Origin of the sequence: Leisingera aquaemixtae, from assembly GCF_019801145.1 — a bacterium.
Lineage (GTDB): Bacteria > Pseudomonadota > Alphaproteobacteria > Rhodobacterales > Rhodobacteraceae > Leisingera > Leisingera aquaemixtae_A.
Map to the genome: position 1 here is coordinate 869,017 of NZ_JAHVJQ010000001.1, position 21,620 is coordinate 890,636.

Sequence of the window (21,620 nt, forward strand, 5' to 3'; positions counted from 1 at the left end):
TTTCGCCAGGCCGGACCGATGACTTCCAAGCGCTCTGAACTGCTGATGCCCGCGGGCAATCTGCGCAAACTGAAAATGGCAATCCTCTATGGCGCCGATGCCGTCTATCTCGGCACCCCGGACATGAGCCTGCGCACTAAGTCCGAGTTCTCGCTGGAGGAGGTGATCGAGGGGGTGGAGTTCTGCCACCGGCACGGCCGGCGCGCCTATCTCACGCTGAACCTGTTCTCGCACAACAAGGACATCCCCAAGCTGGACGAGTACATCGAGACCGTCCGCAAGGTGCAGCCGGACGGTCTGATTATCGCCGACCCGGGGGTGTTCCAGTACGTGAAGGACCGCGCGCCGGAAATCCCGCTGCATGTCTCCACCCAGGCCAACATCTGCTCCTGGCTGTCAGTGAAATTCTGGCAGGACCAGGGGGCCGATCTGGTGGTGCTGGCGCGCGAGGTCTCCTACCCGGAATTGGTGGAGATCCGGGAGAAATGCCCGGAGATCAAGCTTGAGGCCTTTGTCCACGGCGCCATGTGCATGACCTATTCGGGCCGCTGCCTGCTGTCGAACTTTATGGCAGAACGTGGCGCCAACCAGGGCAACTGCGCCAACAGTTGCCGCTGGAACTACGGCGTGCGGATGCGGCTCAAGGACGGCACCGTGCAGGAGCTGGACATCAACGAAAGCAATGCGGGCATGTTCGAGTTTCTGCTGGAGGAAGGCTGCCGCCCCGGCGAGCTGATGCCGATCGAGGAAGACGGCCGCGGCTCCTACATCCTGAATTCCCGCGATCTCTGCATCATGCCGAAACTTGACGAGTACCTGAAGATCGGGGTCGACAGCCTCAAGGTCGAGGGCCGCGGCAAATCGGAATATTACGCCGCCATCGTTGCCCGCGCCTACCGGATGGCGATCGACGACTATTACGCCGACCCGGAAAACTGGGACCCGAAGCCCTACATGCGCGAGCTGGAGGCCGTCGGCAACCGAGGCTACACGCTCGCCTTCCACGACGGTCGCCTCAGCAACCTCGCGCATGACTACGAACACACGGCCTCGCTGGCGCAATGGGAATACGCCGGTGTTGTGACCGAAGTAGCCGATGACGCCTTCCACGTTCTGGTCAAGGCCAAGCTGACCGCTGGCGAAGTGCTGGAGTTCGTTTCCCCCATCGCCCGCGAAACGGTGCTGCTGCGGGTCTATGACTTCGAGGTGGCCAAGGACGGCGGCCGCACGGAGGTGGTGCATGGCAGTACCCAGACCGTGATCCGCCTGCCGTTCACCCTGTTCGATCATGAGGATATCGACGCCCTCAAGGCCCGCTTCCCTGCCTTTACCGTCTTGCGCAAGGAACGCGCCCTGACGGAGGAGCAATGGAACCGCGTCCGCTTTGACAAGCTGACGCAGGCGCTTGAAATATCTGGAAAAGACAATCCCAAAGCCTATGCGCGCCGCCGCGACGCGTTGGCGGACAGCATTGCGCAGGACAGCAACGAGAGGCGCTTCAAGACCAACCGCGTCGGCACCGAAGGATGCTGCGGCAAGGGATGCAACGGCTGCCTCATCTTCTGGCAGGACCCGCAATACGAGCTGGCCCGCGCGGCGCTTCAGAAGCGCAAGCAGGGCGAAATGCTGAACCGGGCGGAAGCCGCAGAGCTGAAAAGGGCCGCAGGCGAGCCTGCTTAAAACGCACGCCCAGCCGTGCCGCAACGGGCCTGCGGCACAGAATGCCTGGCCCTAACAGCGTCACCAGCCCGCCCGGAGCCTGGCCGCCCGCCGTTGCGGTGAAATCTGCCTGTCCGCCGGTGCAGAGCGCAGCGGTCGGGCGCAATCGCTGCAGGCCGCCGGACCTAAATCGCTGCCCGGAACAAGTTTTCTTTGGCCACAGCTTGCAGATTTGCTAAGCGCTCATGCAAGATATGCTGACTATACGCACACCCCGGGGCAGCAGTGACGGCCTGAACCGGGTAAGCAACAGGAGCGCAGCGCGCCAGCGCCACCCGGGAGACGAAGATGGCCCTACCGCAGATTTCCGCCGATATGGATCCGGAAGAGATGGACAAGATGGTTGAGAACGCAACCAAGGCCTCCAGCTTCCTCAAGGCCATTAGCCACGAAGGCCGGCTGATGATCCTGTGCCATCTGGTCTCCGGCGAGAAATCGGTTACCGAACTGGAAGCGCTGCTGTCGGCCCGCCAGGCCGCCGTTTCCCAGCAACTGTCCCGGCTGCGCCTGGAAGGCCTGGTTCTGCCCCGCCGCGAAGGCAAGGCAATCTACTACCGCTTGGCAGATGACAAGCCGCGCCGTATCCTCGAAGTTGTCTACGAACTGTTTTGCAAGGACAGCGGCTGAAGGCTGGCCGCACAGGGACGCTAGCGCCTGCGGCAGATCGCAAGACTGCCCTCGCCAGACCGCACGCACACCGGAGGCCGGCAATGAACCGCAAGCAGATCACCGGCGCATCGCAGACCGGAAACAAGGCGGAAACCTTTGAGGCCGCAGACAACATTCCAGCCAACCCGGACCTTTCCCGCACCATCGGCAGCGTGATCGCCACCCGTTACGGACGCCGGAATATGCTGAAGGGGATGCTCGGCGTTTCTGCCGCCGCTGCCCTGTTCGGCGCCCCTGCCCTCACCGCGGCGCGCCAGGCCAGTGCTGCCGCCGCTGCCGCGCGCAGCCGCTATGTTTTTGATGAACTGGAGGCGGGTGTTGACGAGACCCACCACGTCGCCGCCGGCTATGACGCGGACATCCTGCTGCGCTGGGGCGATCCCATCACCGCAGACGCGCCGGAGTTCGACGTGATGAACCAGAGCGCAGAGGCCCAGCTGCAGCAGTTTGGCTACAACAACGACTATGTTGGCTTCCTGCCCTTGAACGCTGAGGGCTCCCGGGGCCTCCTGTGCGTCAATCATGAATACACCAATGAAGAGGTGATGTTCCCCGGCCTAGGCCGTCAGGACAAGGCGGAGTTTACCGGCATGACGAAGGAGCTGGTGGACATCGAAATGGCCGCCCATGGCGGCTCGGTGGTGGAAATCGCCCGCAACGCAGATGGCAAATGGCATGTGGTCCGGAACGGCAAGCTGAACCGCCGCATCTCGCCCCTGAACACTGTGATGGGGATTGACGGCCCTGCCGCGGGCCACCCGCGGATGCAGACCAGCGCTGATCCAAAGGGGCGCGAAGTCATCGGCACCTTGAACAACTGTGCTGGCGGCATGACCCCCTGGGGCACCTGGCTGATGGCCGAAGAGAACTTCCACGGCTACTTCTGGACCGACCAGCTGGACGCCGATGGCGAGCCCGATGTGACCGGCCAGGCCGAGGCCCGGCAGATGCAGCGCTACAATGTCCCCTCCATGTGGTACGCTTGGGGCAAATACCACGACCGTTTCGACATCGCCAAAGAACCCAATGAAGTGAACCGCTTCGGCTGGGTGGTTGAAGTGGATCCGCGCAACCCTGAGGCCAGGCCGGTGAAGCACACCGCCCTCGGCCGCTTCGCGCATGAAGGTGCGGAGACCACGCTGTCCCCGGACGGCCGCCTGGTGATCTACATGGGGGACGACGCACGCTTTGAATACGTCTACAAATACGTCTCCGACGGCGCAGTGTCAGAGGACCGCGCCGCCAATTCCCGGTTGCTGAGCAAAGGCACGCTCTACGCCGCACGATTTGACCCGGACGGCTCGTTGCATTGGCTGCCGCTTGTGCACGGGCACGGGCCACTGACGGCTGCGAACGGCTTTGCCAGCCAGGCGGATGTGCTGATTGATGCGCGTCTGGCCGCGGATGCGCTGGGGGCTACACCGATGGACCGGCCCGAAGATGTCTCGCCCCGCGGCGACGGCACCGCCTATGTGATGCTCACCAACAATTCCAAACGCAAACCCGGCCAGACCGACGCCGCCAACCCTCGGGCAGAATCGGATTTCGGCCACATCATCGAGATCAAGGAAGAGAACGGCGACCACGCTGCAACCCGCGGCAGATGGTCCATCCTGGTGCAATGCGGCGATCCGGGCATTGCCGCCGTGGGCGCCCAGTGGAACCCGGATACCTCGGAAAACGGCTGGTTCGCCTCCCCGGACAACAGTGCCATTGATGCAGGCGGGCGGCTTTGGGTCGCCACCGACCAGGGCCGCAGGTGGGACAAGACCGGCAAATCCGACGGGCTTTACGGGGTCGAGACCGAAGGCAGCTTGCGCGGCCATTCCAAGCTGTTTTTCCGCTGCCCGGTCGGGGCAGAGCTCTGCGGCCCCTATTTCACCCCGAGCGGGGAAACCCTGTTCCTGGCGGTCCAGCACCCCGGGACCGACGGCACCAGGAACCTGAAAGGTTTCGAACGCGACTCCACCTTCGAGGACCCGGCCACCCGCTGGCCCGATTTCGACCCGCAGATGCCGCCGCGCCCCTCGGTGGTGGTGGTGACCAGACAGGGCGGCGGTAAGATCGCCACCTGACCCGGCGCCGCCTGCCGCACGCGATTGTGAGCCTCAAACCCGCAGCGATGCCTTAAATGTGGGCAAGCACGCCTTGGAGAGCCCCATGTTTTTCAGACACCTGACCGCCGCATTGATCCTGACTGCCGCAACAGCCTCTGCAGGCAGCATCGCCCCGCGCGACGGCTGGGCAGTACATGAAACCTCCAAACCATTCGAACAGCTGATCGCGGACGTCAAAGCCGCCGCCAAGGCAGAGGGCCTCGGCGTTGTCACCCAGGCTGGCCCGACCCAGGCCGCCGCCGCCCGCGGCATCACCATCCCCGGCAACAGGGTGATTGGCCTCTTCAACAACGACTTCGCGGTGAAAATCCTGGCGCTCTCCACCGCGGCGATGATCGAGGCGCCGGTGCGCATGTATGTGACCGAAGAGGCGGACGGCAGCGCCACCCTGTCCTACAAGCTGCCCACTCATGTCTTTGCGCCTTATGCGGATGAGGGCGGCGCGGGACTGGCTGCCCTGGCAGGCCAGCTCGACCGCCGCTTTGCGCTGATCGCGGAACGGGCGCAGAAATAGCCGACTGCTTCATTCTAGTCACAATCCCCCGAACCGCCGCCATTTGCGCCGAATCCCGCCGCAGCATTTCTCACACTGGCGTGAGAGGGCTTGCGCAGAGGCGCAGCCTCGGCAATCTGACGGCAATTCAACGGATTGGACGGACAAGATGACAGAGACCCTGCGCACAGCCGATGTTCTGGCCCGGCGGCTTTACGAGGCGGGCTGCCGCCATGCCTTCGGGATGCCCGGCGGCGAGGTGCTGACGCTGGTCGACGCGCTGACCAAGGCGGGCATCACCTTTCACCTGGCCAAGCATGAAAACTGCGCTGGTTTCATGGGCGAAGGCGTGCATCACGCCGACGGCGCGCCGGTCATCTTGGTAGCCACCCTCGGCCCCGGGGCGCTGAACGGTATCAATGTAGTGGCCAACGCCCATCAGGACCGGGTGCCGATGCTGGTGCTCACCGGCTGCGTCGATGCGGCAGAGGAGCAGAGCTACACCCACCAGGTGCTCGACCACCGCGCGGTGTTCACCCCGATCACCAAGGCCACTTTCCGGCTCGATCCAGACGCTGCGGACCTGATCGCAGACAAGGCGGTTGCCATCGCAACCGAGCCCCGGAACGGTCCGGTGCATATCGACGTGCCGATCTCGGTGGCAGATACTCCGGCCAGGGACCGCGGCATCCGCCGCGCGCCTGCAAGCCCGGCCGCGCCAAGCGGCGAAGCGCTGGCGCAGGCGCGGTCCTGGCTGGCGGCTGCCGAACGCCCGGTGGCGGTAATCGGCCTCGATGCGCTGCAGGAAAACGCAGGCCCGGCCCTGCACGCCTTTCTCGAAAAACACCAGATCCCTTTCGTCACCAGCTACAAGGCCAAGGGCATCCTCCCCGAAGACCACACGCTTGCCTTGGGCGGCGCGGGCCTGTCGCCGCTGGCGGACAAGAACCTGCTGCCCCTGGTGCGGGAGGCCGATCTGGTTCTCTCCATCGGCTATGACCCGATCGAGATGCGCCCCGGCTGGCGCAATGTCTGGGACGTGGAAACCCAGAACGCCATCGACATCGCACCGGAGGCCAACACCCATTACATGCATCAGGCTGGGCTGAACTTGCTGACCGCCATCGCCCCAACGCTGGAAGCCCTCTCCGAAGGCACCGCCCCGCGCGAAACCTGGGCCAATGGCCGCCCGGCAGCTGTCAAATCCGCACTAGCCAAAGCCTTCCCGCAGGATGAAGACTGGGGTCCGGCCGGCGTCATCGGCGAGTGCCGAGGCACGCTGCCCCCGGAAACCCTCGCCACCGCCGACAGCGGTGCCCACCGCATTCTGCTCAGCCAGATGTGGGAGTGTTCCGAGCCGCGCGGTCTGATCCAGTCCTCCGGCCTCTGCACCATGGGCTGCGCCGTGCCGATGGCAATCGGGCGCAAGCTGGCACAGCCGGACCGGCCCGTGGTCAGCTTCTCCGGTGATGCGGGCTTCCTGATGGTAGCGGGCGAGCTTGCCACCGCCGCGGAACTGGGCGTGGCGCCGATCTTCGTGGTCTTCGCCGACGCCAGCCTCGCCCTGATTGAGCTGAAACAGCGCCAGCGCCAGCTTGCCAATGGCGGCGTCGATTTTGCCGCGCATGATTTTGCCGCGATGGGCCGCGCCTTTGGTGGCAACGGCGTCACGGTCACGAGCCGAAGCGAATTGCGCGCAGCGCTGCAGGACGCAATGAAAGCAGACACCTTCACCGTCATCTCGGCAGTGATCGACCGCGGAGGCTACGATGGCCGCATCTGACATGCTCCCCCACGGCGCGCTGAAGGGCGTCAAGGTTCTCGACCTCTCCCGCATTCTGGCAGGCCCGACCTGCACCCAGCTGCTGGGCGATCTCGGCGCTACGGTGATAAAGGTGGAAAACCCCAAGACCGGCGGCGACGACACCCGCCAGTGGGGGCCGCCCTATGTCGTGGATGCCGACGGGCAGCAATCCGATCTCTCCGCCTATTTCATGGCCGCCAACCGCAACAAGCGCTCGGTCGCTATCGACATTGCCACGGAGGAAGGCCAGCAGGCGATCCGCCGCCTGGCGGCAGAGGCGGACATCCTGATCGAGAACTTCAAACCCGGCGGGCTGGCAAAATACGGATTGGATTACGCGAGCCTCAAGGACGAGCTCCCCGGCCTGATCTTCTGCTCGATTTCCGGCTACGGCCAGACCGGCCCCAACAGCCACAAGCCCGGCTATGACATCATGGCCCAGGGGTTCGGCGGCATCATGTCATTGACCGGGGAGCCCGAAGGCCAGCCGATGAAGGCGGGCGTCGGCATCGCCGATGTAATGTGCGGCATGTATGCTTGCATCGGTATCCTCTCGGCCCTGCACCACCGCGAGAAAACAGGCGAGGGCCAGCAGATCGACTTGGCGCTGGTCGATGCACAGATCGCCTGGCTGATCAACGAAGGCGTCGCCTATCTGAACACCGGCCAGATCCCCAAGCGACGCGGCAACGAACACCCCAGCATCATGCCCTATGGCGTTTATGAAACCGCGGACGGCCATGTGATCCTGGCCGTGGGCAACGACAGCCAGTTCCGCCGTTTCATGGAGTTCCTGAAGCTCGAAGGCCTGGCCGAGGATGCCCGCTTTGCCACCAACCCGGCCCGGCTGCAAAACCGCGACGCGCTGAACAGCGTGCTGATCCCTTCCGTGCAGCGCTTCACCACGGACGCGGTGCTGGCGGCAATGGAGGCCCGCAAGGTGCCCGCAGGCCCGGTGCAAAACCTGGAAACCCTGTTCGCCACCGATCAGGTCGAGGCACGCGGCATGGCGATCGGTATGGACACCGCGGCCGGCCCGGTCAGGCTTCTGGGCAACCCGCTGAATTTTTCCCGCACGCCGGTCACATACCGCCATGCGCCGCCCCAATGCGGCGAGGGCACGGGGGAGATTCTGGACGCCTCTGCCCCCTTCGGGCAGCCCTGACAGCCGAAATCCGCGGCGGCATTCCGCCAAGTGTTACAGTTTCCGGCAAAACACCGCCAAACCGGCGGTGTTTTTGTTGTCTGCGGGCCCGGCCTCTTGCGGAATTTTCCCGGGAAATCCTACACATCCGGCGAATTTCAAGGCCGAGTGCACACAGCCCATCACCAAACCGCGAGCAGGGTTCGCCCGGACCGTTGCTATGATCTACTCTCCATCGGGACAGGAACCCGCGCTTAAATTAACAGAGATTGGACTCCGATGACGCATGATATTTTCGGCCAGGACAGCAGCCTGACTGACACCGCCGCGCTGCAGGATTGGAACGACGTGCAGTTGGGTGTTCTGGCCCACGCGGCTGCAACCGCGGATCATCTGGGCGCCGTGCTCAGGGCGGCTCCGGAGTTTGCCTTGGCCCATGCGCTCAAAGGATTGTCGCTGCTGATGCTGGGGCGCAGCGAACTGCTGCCCACCGCCCGTGAGGCGCTGCGCGACGCAAAGAGCTTTTACGAAGGCGCGCTGCCGCGCGAACGTAAATATATCGACGCGCTGGAGAACTGGCTTGCAGGACGCCCGAGCCTCGCGATTCAGCGGATGGAGGAAGTCCTAGACGCATTTCCGCAAGACACCCTGGCGATGAAACTCAGCCACGGCATCCGCTTCATGATGGGCGACCCCGCCGGCATGCGAGCCTCGATCGAGCGGGTGCTGCCGTCTTACGAGCCGGACCACGCGGGCCGCGGCTACTTGTTGGGCTGCCACTCCTTCGCGCTGGAGGAAACCGGTGAATTCGAACGTGCCGCCAACACCGGCCGCCAGGCGCTGTGGATGGCGCCGGATGACGCCTGGGGCCTGCACGCGGTTGCGCACGTTCATGACATGACCGGCAACGCCAAGGCGGGGTTGGAGTGGCTGGAAGGCCGCGAGGAAGCATGGTCCCACTGCAACAACTTCCGCTATCACGTCTGGTGGCACAAGGCGCTGATGCATCTGGACCTGGGCCGGATGGATGAGGCGCTCGCGCTGTACGACACCGAGGTCCGCAAGGACAAGACCGATGACTACCGCGACATCTCCAATGCAACCTCGCTGCTGATGCGGCTGGAGCTGGAAGGCATTGATGTCGGCTCCCGCTGGGAGGAGCTGGCGAATCTCTGTGCCAACCGGACCGAGGATGGAAGCCTGATTTTTGCCGATTTGCACTACCTCCTGGCCCTGACCGGCCACCGCAAGGAGGAGGCGCACCGGCTGGTTCAGCGGATTCACGCCGATGCGGCGGCCGGCGGCTCGGAAGCCAAAGAGCGGATGGCGGCTCCCGGCTGCGCCGCCGCCGACGGGCTGGAGGCCTTCGGAGACGGTAATTACAAGGCCGCATTCACAAATTTATCCACAGCCCGCGACAGCCTTGTGCTGGCCGGCGGCAGCCACGCGCAACGCGATGTTTTCGAACGGATAACCATCGACGCCGGCCTGCGTGCAGGACGGCTTGACGAAGTCGAAGCAATCCTGGATGACCGCCGCGTCAAGCGCGGTGGCACCGAGGATAATTACGCCCTCGCCCGCCGCTCCCTGATCGCCGAAGGGCGGAACCCTTCCGGCGCCAAAAGCGTTCCCGCCGAATAAGACCCTCAAGGACCAAACATCCAATGTCCAGCGTTGCGCCCTTCCCCGGGCCTCAGAAAGATCCCAGTGCCGCCAACCGTGCAGCACCTCCGCCGCAGGCGGCCCAGCCGCGCGTCCGCGATCCGCGGCTCGACTTCTACCGCGGCATTGCGATGTTCATCATCCTCGTGGCCCATATCCCGGGCAACCGCTGGGCCAGCTGGATTCCGGCACGGTTCGGCTTTTCGGACGCAACCGAGATCTTTGTCTTCTGCTCCGGCATGGCTTCGGCCATAGCCTTCGGCAGTTCCTTTGCCCGGCAGGGATGGTGGCTGGGCTCCGCCCGCGTGGTGTTCCGCTGCTGGCAGGTCTACTGGGCCCATATCGGCCTGTTCTTTTTCCTTGCCGCTTCAATGGCGTTGCTCGACCTCTATGGTGGCTTCGACAAGAGCTATATCGGTTCCTTGAACCTGCACTGGTTCTTCACCAATACCGTGCAGCAACTGACCGGCCTGTTCACTCTTACCTATGTGCCGAACTACTTCGACATCCTGCCGATGTATCTGGTGGTGCTGCTGCTGATGCCGCTGATGATGGGGCTGGAGAAGGCGGGCCTGTGGACCGTGGCCGCCGCCAGCATCCTGATCTGGCTCACCGCGAACCCCTATATGATCGGCCTCGGCCCCAACGGCGTCTCCTTCCCGGCCGAGCCCTGGTCCGACCGCGAGTGGTTCTTCAACCCGCTCGGCTGGCAGCTGCTGTTCTTTACCGGCTTTGCCTTCATGAAGGGCTGGCTGCCCGCGCCGCCGGTGTCCAAGGCACTGGTTGTTCTGGCCGCAGCCTTTGTGATCCTGTCAGCGCCGTTCGGCTCCTGGAAAGTGTTCCTGTGGGTGGAAGCCGCGAACAAGGATCTGGCCGACCTGATCCGCCCAACATGGGAGATCACTGCGGAGTGGCGCGAAAAGACCGACTTCGGCCTGCTGCGCTACGCCCATTTCCTGTCGCTGGCCTATCTCGGCTGGGTGGCTGCAGGTACCGGCGGCAAGCGCCTGATCGCAACCGGCAATTCTCTGGCCGCGCGCGTCTGGGCAGTGCTGCTGCAGCTTGTGACCAAGGTCGGCCAGCAATCGCTTGCGGTGTTTGTTTTTTCCATGGCGCTGGCCCGTTTCATCGGCTTTGCGCTTGACCAGACCGACCGCGCGGTTATGACCACGGCATTCGCCAACCTGGTTGGCTTTTTCCTAATCATTGTCTGCGCTTACACCGCAGCCTGGTTCAAGTCACAGCCTTGGAGAGCCAAAAAATGAGCTCTTTTACCCGTAGATCGTTCCTAGCCGCCGCGCTTGGCAGCACCGCCCTGGCCTCGCTGCCTGCCTTGGCTAGCGAAGCCACCACCTTTACCCGCGACGTGGTCGTGGAAAAGGCGCGCGCGCTTGCCAGCAAAGACTATGCCGAGCGCCCGGCCGTGCCGCAGGACTGGCTGGACCAGTCCTATGACGACTACAAGGCCCGCTGGTTCCGCACCAAGGACGCGCTGTGGTCAAAGACCGACCGCAGCTACAACGTCGATTTCTTCCTGCCCGGCCTCTATTTCCCGCGCGCCGTGCAGATCAACACCGTGGCAGACGGCCTGGCCAAGCCGGTGGCTTTCGACCTGTCGCTGTTCGACAAGACCGACAAGGCACCGGAGCTGACCACCGACGGGCATCTGGGCTACTCCGGCCTGCGCCTGCGCACCGAGCAATCCGAACCCGGCAAGAAAACCGAATTCTGCGTCTTTCAGGGCGCCAGCTACTTCCGCGCCATCGGCACCGGCAATGCCTACGGGCTGTCGGCCCGCGGCCTGGCCCTGAAGACCGCCGATCCCGAGGGCGAGGAATTTCCCGAATTCATCGAGTTCTGGCTCGAGGCCCCCGCCCCCGGCCAGCGCTCCATGGTGGTGCATGCGCTGATGGACTCCCCTTCCGTGACCGGTGCCTACCGGTTCACCATCACCCCCGGCAGCAGCGCCGTGATGGATGTGGAGGCCACCCTGTTCGCCCGCGAGGAGCTGACCCACGCAGGGCTGGCGCCGCTCACTTCGATGTTCCTGTTCGATGCCACCAACCGCAGCCGCTTCGACGATTTCCGCCCGGCGGTGCATGACAGCGACGGCCTTCTGGTGCAGAACGGCAATGGCGAAACCCTGTGGCGGCCGCTGGCCAACCCAAAGCGCCTGCAGGTGTCCTCCTTCGTCGATGAGAACCCCAAGGGCTTCGGGCTGATGCAGCGCGCGCGCAGGCTGTCGGACTTCAACGACCTGGAAGCCTTCTATCACGACCGCCCCTGCCTGTGGGTGGAACCCAGGAAAGACTGGGGCAAAGGCGCCGTCACCCTGGTGGAAATCCCCGCCGACAAAGAAATCTACGACAACATCGTTGCCTACTGGCGCCCGCGCGAGCCCTATGCCGCCGGATCGGAGATCAGCCTCAACTACCGCCTCACCTGGGGCGAGGAACCGGTGCTGTCGGTGCCGCGGGTTATCGACACCGCCGAGGGCGCGCGGATCTTCGGCGGGCCGGGCCGGATCGTCACCATCGATTTCGATGCGCACCCGCTATTTGATGGCGGTCCCGAGACCCTTGACGTCCACATCCACTCTCCCCATGTGGCGACCAGCGAAGGCGTGCTGCAGCGCAACCCTGAAACGGGCGGTCTGCGGCTCGCCTTTTACTTCGATCCCGGCGACCGGGATCACGTCGAACTTCGCGCCCAGCTCAGGAAAGGCGGCAGCCCCGCTTCCGAAGTCTGGCTTTACAGGTGGACCGCATGACTGCATGTGATCTGATGCCTCCGGAACAGCCCCTGGCGATGCCGGAACAGGACTTCAGCAAGGACTTCCGCGACTCGGCCGCCCCCGGCGGCGCCGCGCCTGGCCAGGTGGCGCTGTGGCGCCTGCTGGCCTTCTCGCCTGCGATGGCGGCGACAGGAGTGCTCACTTGGATCATGGGCGGCTGGTTCACCGACGGCGGTTTCTCGGTGCTGGAGGTGATCCTGCTGGCGCTGATCGCCTTCAACTTCTTCTGGATCGCCTTCACCGTCTCCACCGTGCTGCTCGGCCTCTACGGTCTGTCGCGCCGCGAACGCACGGTCACCCGCGGCGCGGCCCGGCCGATGAAGGTGGCGCTGCTGATGCCGGTCTACAACGAGGTGCCCTGGTATGTGCTGGGTAACGCCCAGACCATGCTGCAGGAGCTTCATGGCCGTGGCGGCCTGCATGAATACGCGATGTTCATCCTGTCGGACACCCGCGACGACGCCATTGCCGCGCAGGAGCGTGCCAGCGTCGAGGCGCTGCGCACCATGCTGCCGGAAGGCACTGAGCTTTACTACCGCCGCCGCGACGACAACGAAGGCCGCAAGGTCGGCAATATCTCCGACTGGGTGCGCCGCTGGGGCGCGGGCTACGAGGCGATGCTGGTGCTGGACGCCGACAGCCTGATGACTGGCCGCGCCATCGCCCGGCTGGCCGATGCGCTGGCGCGCGATCCCGGCGCCGGCCTGATCCAGAGCTACCCGCAGCTGATCGGCGCGCAGTCGGTCTTTGGCCGCATGCAGCAGTTTGCCAACGGCGTCTACGGCCTGGCGCTGGCCGAAGGCCTGGCCCGCTGGGCCGGCCACGAGGGCAACTACTGGGGCCACAACGCCATCATCCGCACCCGCGCGTTTGCCGCCTGCGCCGGCCTGCCGCTCTTGCGCTCGCGCTTCGGCGGCGGCGACAAGCTGATCATGAGCCACGATTTCGTCGAGGCAGGCCTGTTGCGCCGGGCAGGCTGGTCGGTGCGCTTCCTGCCCCGCATCCGCGGCTCCTATGAGGAAACCCCCGCCACCCTGATCGACCACATCCTGCGCGACCGCCGCTGGTGCCAGGGCAACCTGCAGCACCTGAACCTGCTGCACGCCAAGGGCTTCCGCGCGATCTCCCGCTTCCACCTGTTTGCCGGCGCGATCGGCTACCTGATGGCACCGGTCTGGTTTGCGCTGCTGGTGCTTTGGGCGGTGATCGGCCGCAGCGAGGAAGCCTCGGTGATCAGCTACTTCAGCGAGGCCAACCCCTTCCGCCCCAGCTGGCCGGACATGTCCGAGCCCAAGCATGTTCTGGTGATCATCCTGATCTACGCAATGCTGCTGGCGCCCAAGATGCTGGCCGCAGCGGCGCTGCCGATGACCGGCAGCCGGTTTTCTGAGTACGGCGGCCCGGTGCATTTCGCGCTGTCCTTCCTCTCCGAGGTGGTGCTGGCCATCCTCTATGCGCCGATCCTGATGGTGCAGCAGATGATCGCCGTGTTCCGCACCGCGCTTGGCCTGCAGCGCGGCTGGGCGCCGCAGGCACGCGACGGCGGCAGCTATTCCCTGCGCACGCTGATCACTTGCCACGCGCTGGAAACCGTCAGCGGCGTTGCGCTCTGGGCCGGCATATTGACCGGCACCGTGTCGCTGTGGCTGGCGCCGATTGCGCTGTCGCTGGTGCTGGCGGTGCCGCTGTCGGCGCTGTCCGGCGTCAAGACCGTCAACCGCATCCGCCACTGGATGGCTACCCGGGAGGAGTTCACTGAGCCTCAGATCACCCGCGCAGCCCGTGCTGCCCGCGCCGAGCTGAAGGCCCTGCTGGACGGCAGCGCGCCGCACGGCACCCCGGCAGAGTAAGCCTGTCGCACCAAGCGGCACCCGCACCCGCGGGATGCCCCGGCTCTTGCCGGGACGCCTTGGCAGCCTTGGACCAGGCGCCGCGCTGATGCGCGGCGCGGCCCGCGGCAGACGCCATGCAACAGCTCCGCAAGCGTCTTCTTTTCATGAATAACGGCCGCAGCGCGCCCGCCAGGGCGCGCTGCCCGGCCCAACGCTTTGCCGCAAATCTGTGATTTTCGGGCAAAGGGGCGGGCGCTCTTGCGTCTTGCGCAATGCTGCCGCTGCTCAGCGCACCGCAGGCAGATCCTCGAACCAATCCGCCATCAGCTCCGCCCAGCCCTCGGGCAGCGTATGGCCGCCGTCAAACAGCACCAGCTCAATATCCGCACCCGCCCCGCAATCCCAGCGGCGGCGCATTAGGCCCTCGGCGCTCCACGCCCGGTCCGGCGCGTGCGAGGCACAGCCATTGGCCGCGCGCCAAACCTGCAGCGCGGCAAACACATCCCCCTGTTCGAAGCGTCCGCCGCCCAGCACCCGGCCCTCCAGCGGCACCACTTCATCACTCCAGCCATGCACTTGCAACAGCCGCACCGGCCCTGCGCAGCGCTCCGGTTGCGGCCGCCAGAACGCCCCCGAAACCGGCGCATAAGCAGCAAAGGCTGCAGGATCGCGGCAGGCCAGGTAATGCACCATGAAGGCTCCGGCCGAAAACCCGGCCAGCACCGTCTTCGACTTTGAGGTGCCGAACCGCGCCGCCGCATCCGCCAGCACCGCGGCAAAGAATGCGCCCTCGTCCCGGCCGCCCGTGAACGGGCCGAAGCCCCAGGACTGCGGGCCGCTGCCGTCCCGCCTCAGCCCCTCGGGCGCAATCACCGCATAGCCGCGCCGCGTCAGCCCCTCCACCAGGCTCCTGTTGCGCAGAACGCTGCTTCCGCTGCCGCCGTAACCATGCAGGAACATCACCACCGGGGCGGCGGCGGCGCGTTCCGGCAATGCGATATGATAGTTGCCGCCCTCGGCACTGCACTTGGCTGCTTCCCCGCCGCAGCCGGCTGCCGCCACGCCGGCCCGCAGCGCAAAGACCGCTGCCGCCGCCGCGCCCAGCAGCGCTTTCCTCATTCTGTCCACCGGGCCACCGGCAGATTGCCCGCAATCCAGCCCGGCCCGGCGCCGGAGCCCAGCATGCCCTCGGGCACGTCGATCACGTTGGAATACCCCGCCTCAGCCAGCGCCAGCGTCATCCGGGCGGAGCGCACGCCGCGGGCGCAGATCAGCGCCACCGGCGCCGCAGGGTCCGGTCCTGCTGCCGCCTGCAGGGCTTCGATGAAATCCGGGCGCCGCATGTCGATCTGATGGCTGCCCGCAGGCACCCCCGAGGCCCGCCATTCCCGCGGCGTGCGGATGTCCACCAGGGTAATCTCCCCTGCCTGCGCCAGCGCGAAAGCCTCTGTTGCCGTTAGCCGCGGATGATCATGCACCGGCGGCTGCCGCCGGTGCCACCAATAGCCGTAGCCCGCCGCCGCCGCGGCGCCGCCCAGCAGCATCAGCCGCCGCGTAAGCTTCGGGCTCTGCACCTCTGCCTCAGGCATCCTTCCTCCGCCGCCTGCAGTTTGCACCGGCCCGCTGGCGGGCCTGCCCCCAGAACTAGCAGCACAGGCGCCGTCAATCACCAGAAACAGACCGAATCCGCCGGTCAAGTTCTTGTTATTGCGCGTCCGTTGCCCAATTATGCCCGTAACAAGCGTATTCACTCCGCCTCTGGCTGCGGTATTACCACTGCACCAGGGGCGGCCGGGTGGCTGCGGGCAACAAAATTGTCTAGCACTGGCCCAATAACAACGAAGCGCCAACCCGACAGGAGACTTGCACGTGTCCCTTTTCCTGATTGCGGCCCTGCCCTTCCTCGGAGCCGTCTTTCCCGCGCTATTGATCCGCGCCGGGCGCAATGCTGCGGCCTCGGCCGCCGGGCTGACCACGCTGCTCGCCTTTATCGGGCTGATGCTGCACATTCCCGCCGTGTTCCGCGGCGAGACAGTCTACGCCGCCGTGGACTGGCTGCCCGCACTCGGCGTCAACGCGCATTTCTTTCTCGACGGGCTCGGCTTCCTGTTTGCGGCGATGATCCTTGGCATCGGCCTCTTGATCATCCTCTACGCCCGCTACTACCTGTCGCGCGAAGATCCGATGGGGCAGTTCTACAGCTACCTCTTGCTGTTCCAGGGCGCGATGGTCGGCATCGTGCTGTCCGACAACATCCTGCTTCTGCTGGTTTTCTGGGAGCTCACCTCGCTTAGTTCCTTCCTGCTGATCGGCTACTGGAAACACCTGCCCGAAGGCCGCCAAGGCGCGCGCATGGCGCTGACCGTCACCGGTTCCGGCGGGCTGGCGATGATTGCCGGCATGCTGATGCTGGGTCATATCGCAGGTTCCTATGATCTCAGTGTCATTCTCCAGAACAAGGAAGCGATCCAATCCTCGGATCTCTACCTGCCCGCACTGATCCTGATCCTGCTGGGTGCCTTCACCAAATCGGCGCAGTTTCCGTTCCATTTCTGGCTGCCGCACGCGATGGCGGCGCCAACACCGGTTTCGGCCTATTTGCACTCCGCCACCATGGTAAAGGCGGGGCTGTTCCTGATGGCCCGCCTGTGGCCGGTGCTGGCCGGCACGCCGGAGTGGTTCTACATCGTCGCCACCACAGGCCTTGTTACCATGCTGGTCGGCGCGGTAATTGCTCTGTTCAAGGACGACCTCAAGGCGCTGCTGGCGTTCTCCACCGTCAGCCACCTGGGCCTGATCACCATGCTGCTGGGCTTCGGCACCAAGATCGCGGCGGTGGCGGCGGTCTTCCACATCATCAACCATGCCACCTTCAAGGCGGCGCTGTTCATGACTGCGGGCATCGTCGACCACGAGGCCGGCACCCGCAACATCAAGCGCTTGGGCGGACTGCGCCACCTGATGCCGGTCACTTTCACCATCGGCATGGTGGCGGCTTTGTCGATGGCCGGCATCCCGCCGCTCAACGGCTTCCTGTCCAAGGAGATGATGCTGGAGGAAACCGCCCACACCATCTGGAACGGCTCGCATCTGATCGTGCCTGCTCTGGCCACGGTGGCGGCGCTGTTCTCAGCCGCCTATTCCTTCCGCTTCATCGCCCATGTGTTCCTCGGCCGCAAGCGCGACGACTATCCCGGACACCCGCATGACCCGAACACCGGCATGTGGATCGGCCCGGCGTTCCTGGTGGTACTGGTGGTTTTGATCGGCCTCGCCTCGGCCAAGATTGCAGGCCCGATGGTCGCGACAGCCGCAGGCGCGGTGACCGGCGGCGGCGAGCTGCCCTATTACTCGCTCAAGCTCTGGCACGGGCTGACCCCGGCACTCTACATGTCGGTGGCAGCCACCATCGGCGGCCTCGCCCTGCTGGCGCTGCATGCGCCCCTGCAGCGGATCTGGAACGCCCTGCCCCGGCCTGAGGCCAAGACCATATTCGATGCCCTGATCGGCGCCTTCACCCGTCTCAGCCAGTTCGTGACCGAAGGGCTGCACAACGGTGTCCTGACCCGGTACGCCGCAATCATGGTCGCCTTCACAGTGGCAATCGGCTATTTTGCCTACCGCGGCGGCACCCTGGGCACTGAGACCCGCCAGTTGCAGGAGCCGGGCATGCTTCCGGTAGTCGGCTGGTTCGCGCTGGTGGTGGCGACGCTGTTCATCGTCGCCAAGCACCGCAACCGACTGCTGGCGCTGGTTCTGATCGGCGTCGTCGGCCTGGTCGTCTCCATGGCCTTCAACTACCTTTCGGCCCCCGACCTGGCGCTGACCCAGATCTCGGTTGAGGTGGTCACCATCATCCTGATGCTGCTGGCCCTCAACTTCATGCCCAAGGAAACCCCGGTGGAAACCCCGGCCCTCACCCGCCTGCGCGACGGCGCGATCTCGGTGGTGGCGGGACTGGGCGCCGGCGGGCTGATCTATGCGCTCTTGATGCGGGACTTTGCCTTCCCGACGATATCGGATTTCCACCTCGCCAATTCCTACAAGGGCGGCGGCGGCACCAACGTGGTGAACGTGATTCTCGTCGACTTCCGCGGCTACGACACCTTCGGCGAGATCATCGTGCTGGGCATCGCCGCCATGGTGATCTTCGCCCTGACCGAGGCGGTGCTGGCCTCCAAGGTCCGTGCCTATCTGCTGAACCGAAAACCGGACCTGCCGCAGGCAGGCGACAGCCATCCGCTGATGATGGTGGTAGCGACCCGGGTGATGATGCCGCTGGCGCTGATGGTTGCGGCCTATATCTTCTTCCGCGGCCACAACCTGCCGGGCGGCGGCTTCATCGCCGGGCTGGTCGCCGCAATCGCCATCATCATGCAATACATGGCCTCCGGCTTTGCCTGGGCGACCGAGCGGCAGCGCTACCCCTATCACGCCATCATCGGCTCAGGCGTGCTGATCGCCGCCGCCACCGGCATGGGGGCCTGGTTCAACGGAAAGCCGTTCCTGACCAGCGATTTCGGCTACCTGCACTGGGCGCCGCTGGAGGAGTTCGAATGGGCCACCGCCGCGCTTTTCGACCTCGGCGTCTTCCTCGCCGTTGTGGGCGCGGTGCTCTTGGCACTGGAAAGCCTGTCGCGCTTCGCCTGGCAGCCGGGCATCAGCTCTGAGCACGCAATGGACATCAACCCGGCCCGCGACGAAGCGGCCAAGACCGGGACGGAGGGATAAGAATGGAACTTCTCGTTGCCTCGGCCGTGGGCATCCTGACGGCGGCCGGCGTCTACCTGATCCTGCGCCGCCGCAGCTTCCCGGTGATCCTGGGCCTGTCGCTGCTGACCTATGCGGTCAACGTGTTCCTGTTCGCCACCGGCAGGTTGGTCACCGGTGCGCCGCCAATCCTGAACAAGTACAAGGAAGTCGCCTATACCGACCCGCTGCCGCAGGCGCTGGTGCTCACGGCCATCGTGATCTCCTTCGGCATGACCGCCGTGGTGGTAATGATCGCGCTGGGGGCCTACCTCTCGTCTCGCGATGACGGCACCGCCATGCCGGTTGAGGCAGACGGCGCAGAGGAGGAGGCATGATGGAGCATCTGCTGATCGCGCCGGTGGTGCTGCCCGCCCTTGTTGCGCCCTTCATCATCATGGTGCTGCGCCACCATCTGGACCTGCAGCGGATCTTCTCGCTCGCCAGCGCGGTGCTGCTGGCAGGCATCACCTTGGCGCTGGCCGCACAGGCCGCGGACGGCACCGTCAAGGTCTATGAGCTGGGCGACTGGCCCGCGCCCTTTGGCATCGTGCTGGTGCTGGACCGGCTGTCAGCCATGATGATCGTGCTCACGTCGTTGCTGGCGCTGCCGGTGCTGCTCTATGCCATCGGCTCCGGCTGGGACACCCGCGGCAGCAACTTCCACGCGCTGTTCCAGTTCCAGCTGATGGGCATCATGGGCGCCTTCCTGACCGGCGACGCCTTCAACCTGTTCGTCTTCTTCGAGGTGCTGCTGATCGCCTCCTATGGCCTGATGATCCACTCCGGCGGCACCCGCCGGTTCCATGCCGGCGTGCAGTATGTGGTGTTCAACCTCCTGGGCTCCACCCTGTTTCTGTTTGCGCTTGGCACGCTTTATGCGGTGACCGGCACGCTTAACATGGCCGACCTCGCGGTGAAGGTCGCCCAGATCCCGGCAGAGGACACGGCCCTCCTGCGGGTCGGCGCGGTGATGCTCCTGCTGGTCTTCGCCATCAAGGCATCGCTCCTGCCGCTGCATTTCTGGCTGCCCTCGGCCTATGCCAACGCGCCGATGCCGGTGGCGGCGCTCTTTGCGATCATGACCAAGGTCGGCGCCTATTCGATCCTGCGCATTTACACGCTGGTCTTCGGCCCTGAGGTCGAGGCCACAGCGGGCCTGACGGAGGCCTGGCTGCTGCCCGCCGCGCTGCTGACACTTGGCGCAGGCGCCATCGGAGTGCTCGGCTCCAAGAAGCTGGGGCGCCTCGCGGCCTTCGGCGCCATCGCCTCCATGGGCACGCTGCTGATTGCGGTTTCGCTGTTCACCCAAACCGCCGCCGCCGCTGCGCTCTACTACCTGGTGCACTCCACCCTCGCCGCAGCGCTGCTGTTCCTGGTTGCCGACCTAGTGATGGAACGCCAGGGCCAGTGGATCCTGCCGCAACTGCCAATGCCGCAGACCGGGCTGATCTCGGCGCTGTTCTTCGCTGCCGCCATCGCGCTGGCGGGGATGCCGCCGCTGTCGGGCTTCCTAGGCAAGCTCCTGGTGCTGGACGCCACCCGCGGCGCCGATCTGGCGCCCTGGATCTGGGGGGTGATCCTGCTGGGCTCGCTCGTCACCATCATCGGCATGGCCCGCGCAGGCTCGCTACTGTTCTGGAAGGGCCATGGGCTGGAGTCCGAAGAACCCGCCACCAGCGAGGCGCCGCCCGTGGACACATTGCCCGCCAAACCGGCGCAGCTGCCCTTTGTGGCGTGCTTCGGCCTCCTTGGCGGGCTGGTGGCGCTCACTGTCTTTGCAGGCCCCGCCACACGCTATGCCGAGGCAACGGCTGCGCAGCTCTATGCGCCTGCAGCCTATATCGACACCGTGCTTGGGAGGACCGCGGAATGAAACTGATCTGGCGGCTGTTCCCGCACCCGTTTCTCACCCTTCTGCTCACCCTCACCTGGCTTCTGATGGTAAACCGCTGGTCGCTGAACTCATTGGTCTTCGGCTTCATGCTAGGCGTGATCATCCCCTTCGTGACACAGCCCTACTGGCCCAACCGCCCCAACCTGCGCCGCCCGCTGAAGATCGCGGAGTACATTCTGGTGGTGCTGATGGACATCATCCAAGCCAATATCATCGTGGCCCGCATCGTGCTGTTCAAACCCAACGCCGACCGCCGCCCCAACTGGATCACCATCCCGCTGGAGCTGAAAACCCCGGAGGCGATCACCGCCCTCGCGGGCACCATCACCATGACCCCCGGCACCTTGTCGGCGGATGTCTCAGACGAGGGCCACGCCCTTCTGGTCCACTGCCTGGACGCCCCCAACCCGGACGCGGTGCGGGATGAGATCAAACAGCGCTACGAGCGCCGGCTGATGGAGATTTTCGAATGATCGAAAGCGCTGCCACCTTCGCCTTCGCCTGCTTCGCGCTCGCCATGCTGATGAACCTCTGGAAGGTCGTCACCGCCCCCGACGTGGCCGACCGTATCCTGGCACTCGACACCATGTTCATCAATGCCATCGCCCTGATGGTCCTTTACGGCATGGCCCTGGGAACTGAGATCTTCTTCGAGGCCGCGATGATCATCGCCATGCTCGGCTTTGTCTCCACCGTGGCCTACGCGCGCTTTATCCTGCGCGGCAACATTATCGAGTGAG

The 21,620-nt window shown here is 65.1% G+C and carries 17 protein-coding genes; 15 read left to right on the forward strand and 2 right to left on the reverse strand.

Going from position 1 to position 21,620, the window contains the following annotated elements; translation table 11 throughout:
- The first annotated feature begins 18 nt into the window (after positions 1–18).
- The 10 genes from KUW17_RS04275 to mdoH all read left to right on the forward strand — a co-directional run bounded on the left by KUW17_RS04275 (position 19) and on the right by mdoH (position 14,252).
- Complete coding sequence (locus KUW17_RS04275) at positions 19–1,680, forward strand: peptidase U32 family protein (protein ID WP_222476180.1); 1,662 nt, start codon at positions 19–21, stop codon at positions 1,678–1,680.
- A gap of 327 nt (positions 1,681–2,007) precedes the next feature.
- Entirely contained in the window at positions 2,008–2,346 is a 339-nt protein-coding gene (locus KUW17_RS04280; protein ID WP_222476182.1) for an ArsR/SmtB family transcription factor, read from the forward strand.
- Between the two features lie 83 nt (positions 2,347–2,429).
- Positions 2,430–4,463: a PhoX family protein gene (locus KUW17_RS04285; protein WP_222476184.1), complete on the forward strand. Its 2,034-nt coding sequence runs from the start codon at positions 2,430–2,432 to the stop codon at positions 4,461–4,463.
- Between the two features lie 85 nt (positions 4,464–4,548).
- Complete coding sequence (locus KUW17_RS04290; protein ID WP_222476186.1) at positions 4,549–5,019, forward strand: DUF302 domain-containing protein; 471 nt, start codon at positions 4,549–4,551, stop codon at positions 5,017–5,019.
- 148 nt (positions 5,020–5,167) lie between these two features.
- The gene (locus KUW17_RS04295; protein WP_222476188.1) at positions 5,168–6,781 is read left to right on the forward strand and encodes a thiamine pyrophosphate-binding protein; all 1,614 of its coding nucleotides are present in this window, start codon (positions 5,168–5,170) and stop codon (positions 6,779–6,781) included.
- Positions 6,768–7,967, forward strand: a complete 1,200-nt coding sequence (locus tag KUW17_RS04300) for a CaiB/BaiF CoA transferase family protein (RefSeq protein ID WP_222476190.1) — start codon at positions 6,768–6,770, stop codon at positions 7,965–7,967. Before KUW17_RS04295 ends, KUW17_RS04300 begins: the two co-directional genes overlap by 14 nt.
- A 258-nt stretch (positions 7,968–8,225) precedes the next feature.
- Positions 8,226–9,587, forward strand: coding sequence for a tetratricopeptide repeat protein (locus KUW17_RS04305; protein WP_222476192.1), 1,362 nt, complete (start codon positions 8,226–8,228; stop codon positions 9,585–9,587).
- A gap of 23 nt (positions 9,588–9,610) precedes the next feature.
- Positions 9,611–10,873, forward strand: coding sequence for an OpgC family protein (locus KUW17_RS04310; RefSeq protein ID WP_222476194.1), 1,263 nt, complete (start codon positions 9,611–9,613; stop codon positions 10,871–10,873).
- On the forward strand, positions 10,870–12,378 hold the full coding sequence (locus KUW17_RS04315; protein ID WP_222476195.1) for a glucan biosynthesis protein: 1,509 nt from the start codon (positions 10,870–10,872) through the stop codon (positions 12,376–12,378). Before KUW17_RS04310 ends, KUW17_RS04315 begins: the two co-directional genes overlap by 4 nt.
- A complete protein-coding gene (mdoH, locus tag KUW17_RS04320; protein ID WP_222476196.1) occupies positions 12,375–14,252 on the forward strand; it encodes a glucans biosynthesis glucosyltransferase MdoH in 1,878 nt (625 codons plus the stop codon). The genes KUW17_RS04315 and mdoH overlap by 4 nt, the downstream gene beginning before the upstream one ends.
- A gap of 267 nt (positions 14,253–14,519) precedes the next feature.
- On the opposite strand, the gene KUW17_RS04325 is transcribed toward mdoH, so the two are convergent.
- Positions 14,520–15,353 (reverse strand): alpha/beta hydrolase family esterase, encoded by an 834-nt coding sequence (locus tag KUW17_RS04325; RefSeq protein WP_222476197.1) that lies wholly within the window; start codon positions 15,351–15,353, stop codon positions 14,520–14,522.
- The gene (locus KUW17_RS04330) at positions 15,350–15,823 is read right to left on the reverse strand and encodes a rhodanese-like domain-containing protein (protein WP_222476198.1); all 474 of its coding nucleotides are present in this window, start codon (positions 15,821–15,823) and stop codon (positions 15,350–15,352) included. The genes KUW17_RS04325 and KUW17_RS04330 overlap by 4 nt, the downstream gene beginning before the upstream one ends.
- Before the next feature lie 280 nt (positions 15,824–16,103).
- Here KUW17_RS04330 and KUW17_RS04335 point away from each other — a divergent pair, with 280 nt between their 5' ends.
- From KUW17_RS04335 to KUW17_RS04355, 5 genes are read left to right on the forward strand one after another with little or no spacing between them, the layout of a single operon-like run.
- A complete protein-coding gene (locus tag KUW17_RS04335; protein WP_222476199.1) occupies positions 16,104–18,965 on the forward strand; it encodes a monovalent cation/H+ antiporter subunit A in 2,862 nt (953 codons plus the stop codon).
- A gap of 2 nt (positions 18,966–18,967) precedes the next feature.
- Complete coding sequence (locus tag KUW17_RS04340; RefSeq protein ID WP_222476202.1) at positions 18,968–19,321, forward strand: Na+/H+ antiporter subunit C; 354 nt, start codon at positions 18,968–18,970, stop codon at positions 19,319–19,321.
- Positions 19,321–20,859, forward strand: coding sequence for a monovalent cation/H+ antiporter subunit D (locus KUW17_RS04345; RefSeq protein ID WP_222476317.1), 1,539 nt, complete (start codon positions 19,321–19,323; stop codon positions 20,857–20,859). Before KUW17_RS04340 ends, KUW17_RS04345 begins: the two co-directional genes overlap by 1 nt.
- Complete coding sequence (locus KUW17_RS04350) at positions 20,856–21,353, forward strand: Na+/H+ antiporter subunit E (RefSeq protein ID WP_222476204.1); 498 nt, start codon at positions 20,856–20,858, stop codon at positions 21,351–21,353. Before KUW17_RS04345 ends, KUW17_RS04350 begins: the two co-directional genes overlap by 4 nt.
- Positions 21,350–21,619, forward strand: coding sequence for a K+/H+ antiporter subunit F (locus KUW17_RS04355; protein WP_019295814.1), 270 nt, complete (start codon positions 21,350–21,352; stop codon positions 21,617–21,619). The genes KUW17_RS04350 and KUW17_RS04355 overlap by 4 nt, the downstream gene beginning before the upstream one ends.
- Position 21,620 lies beyond the last annotated feature (1 nt).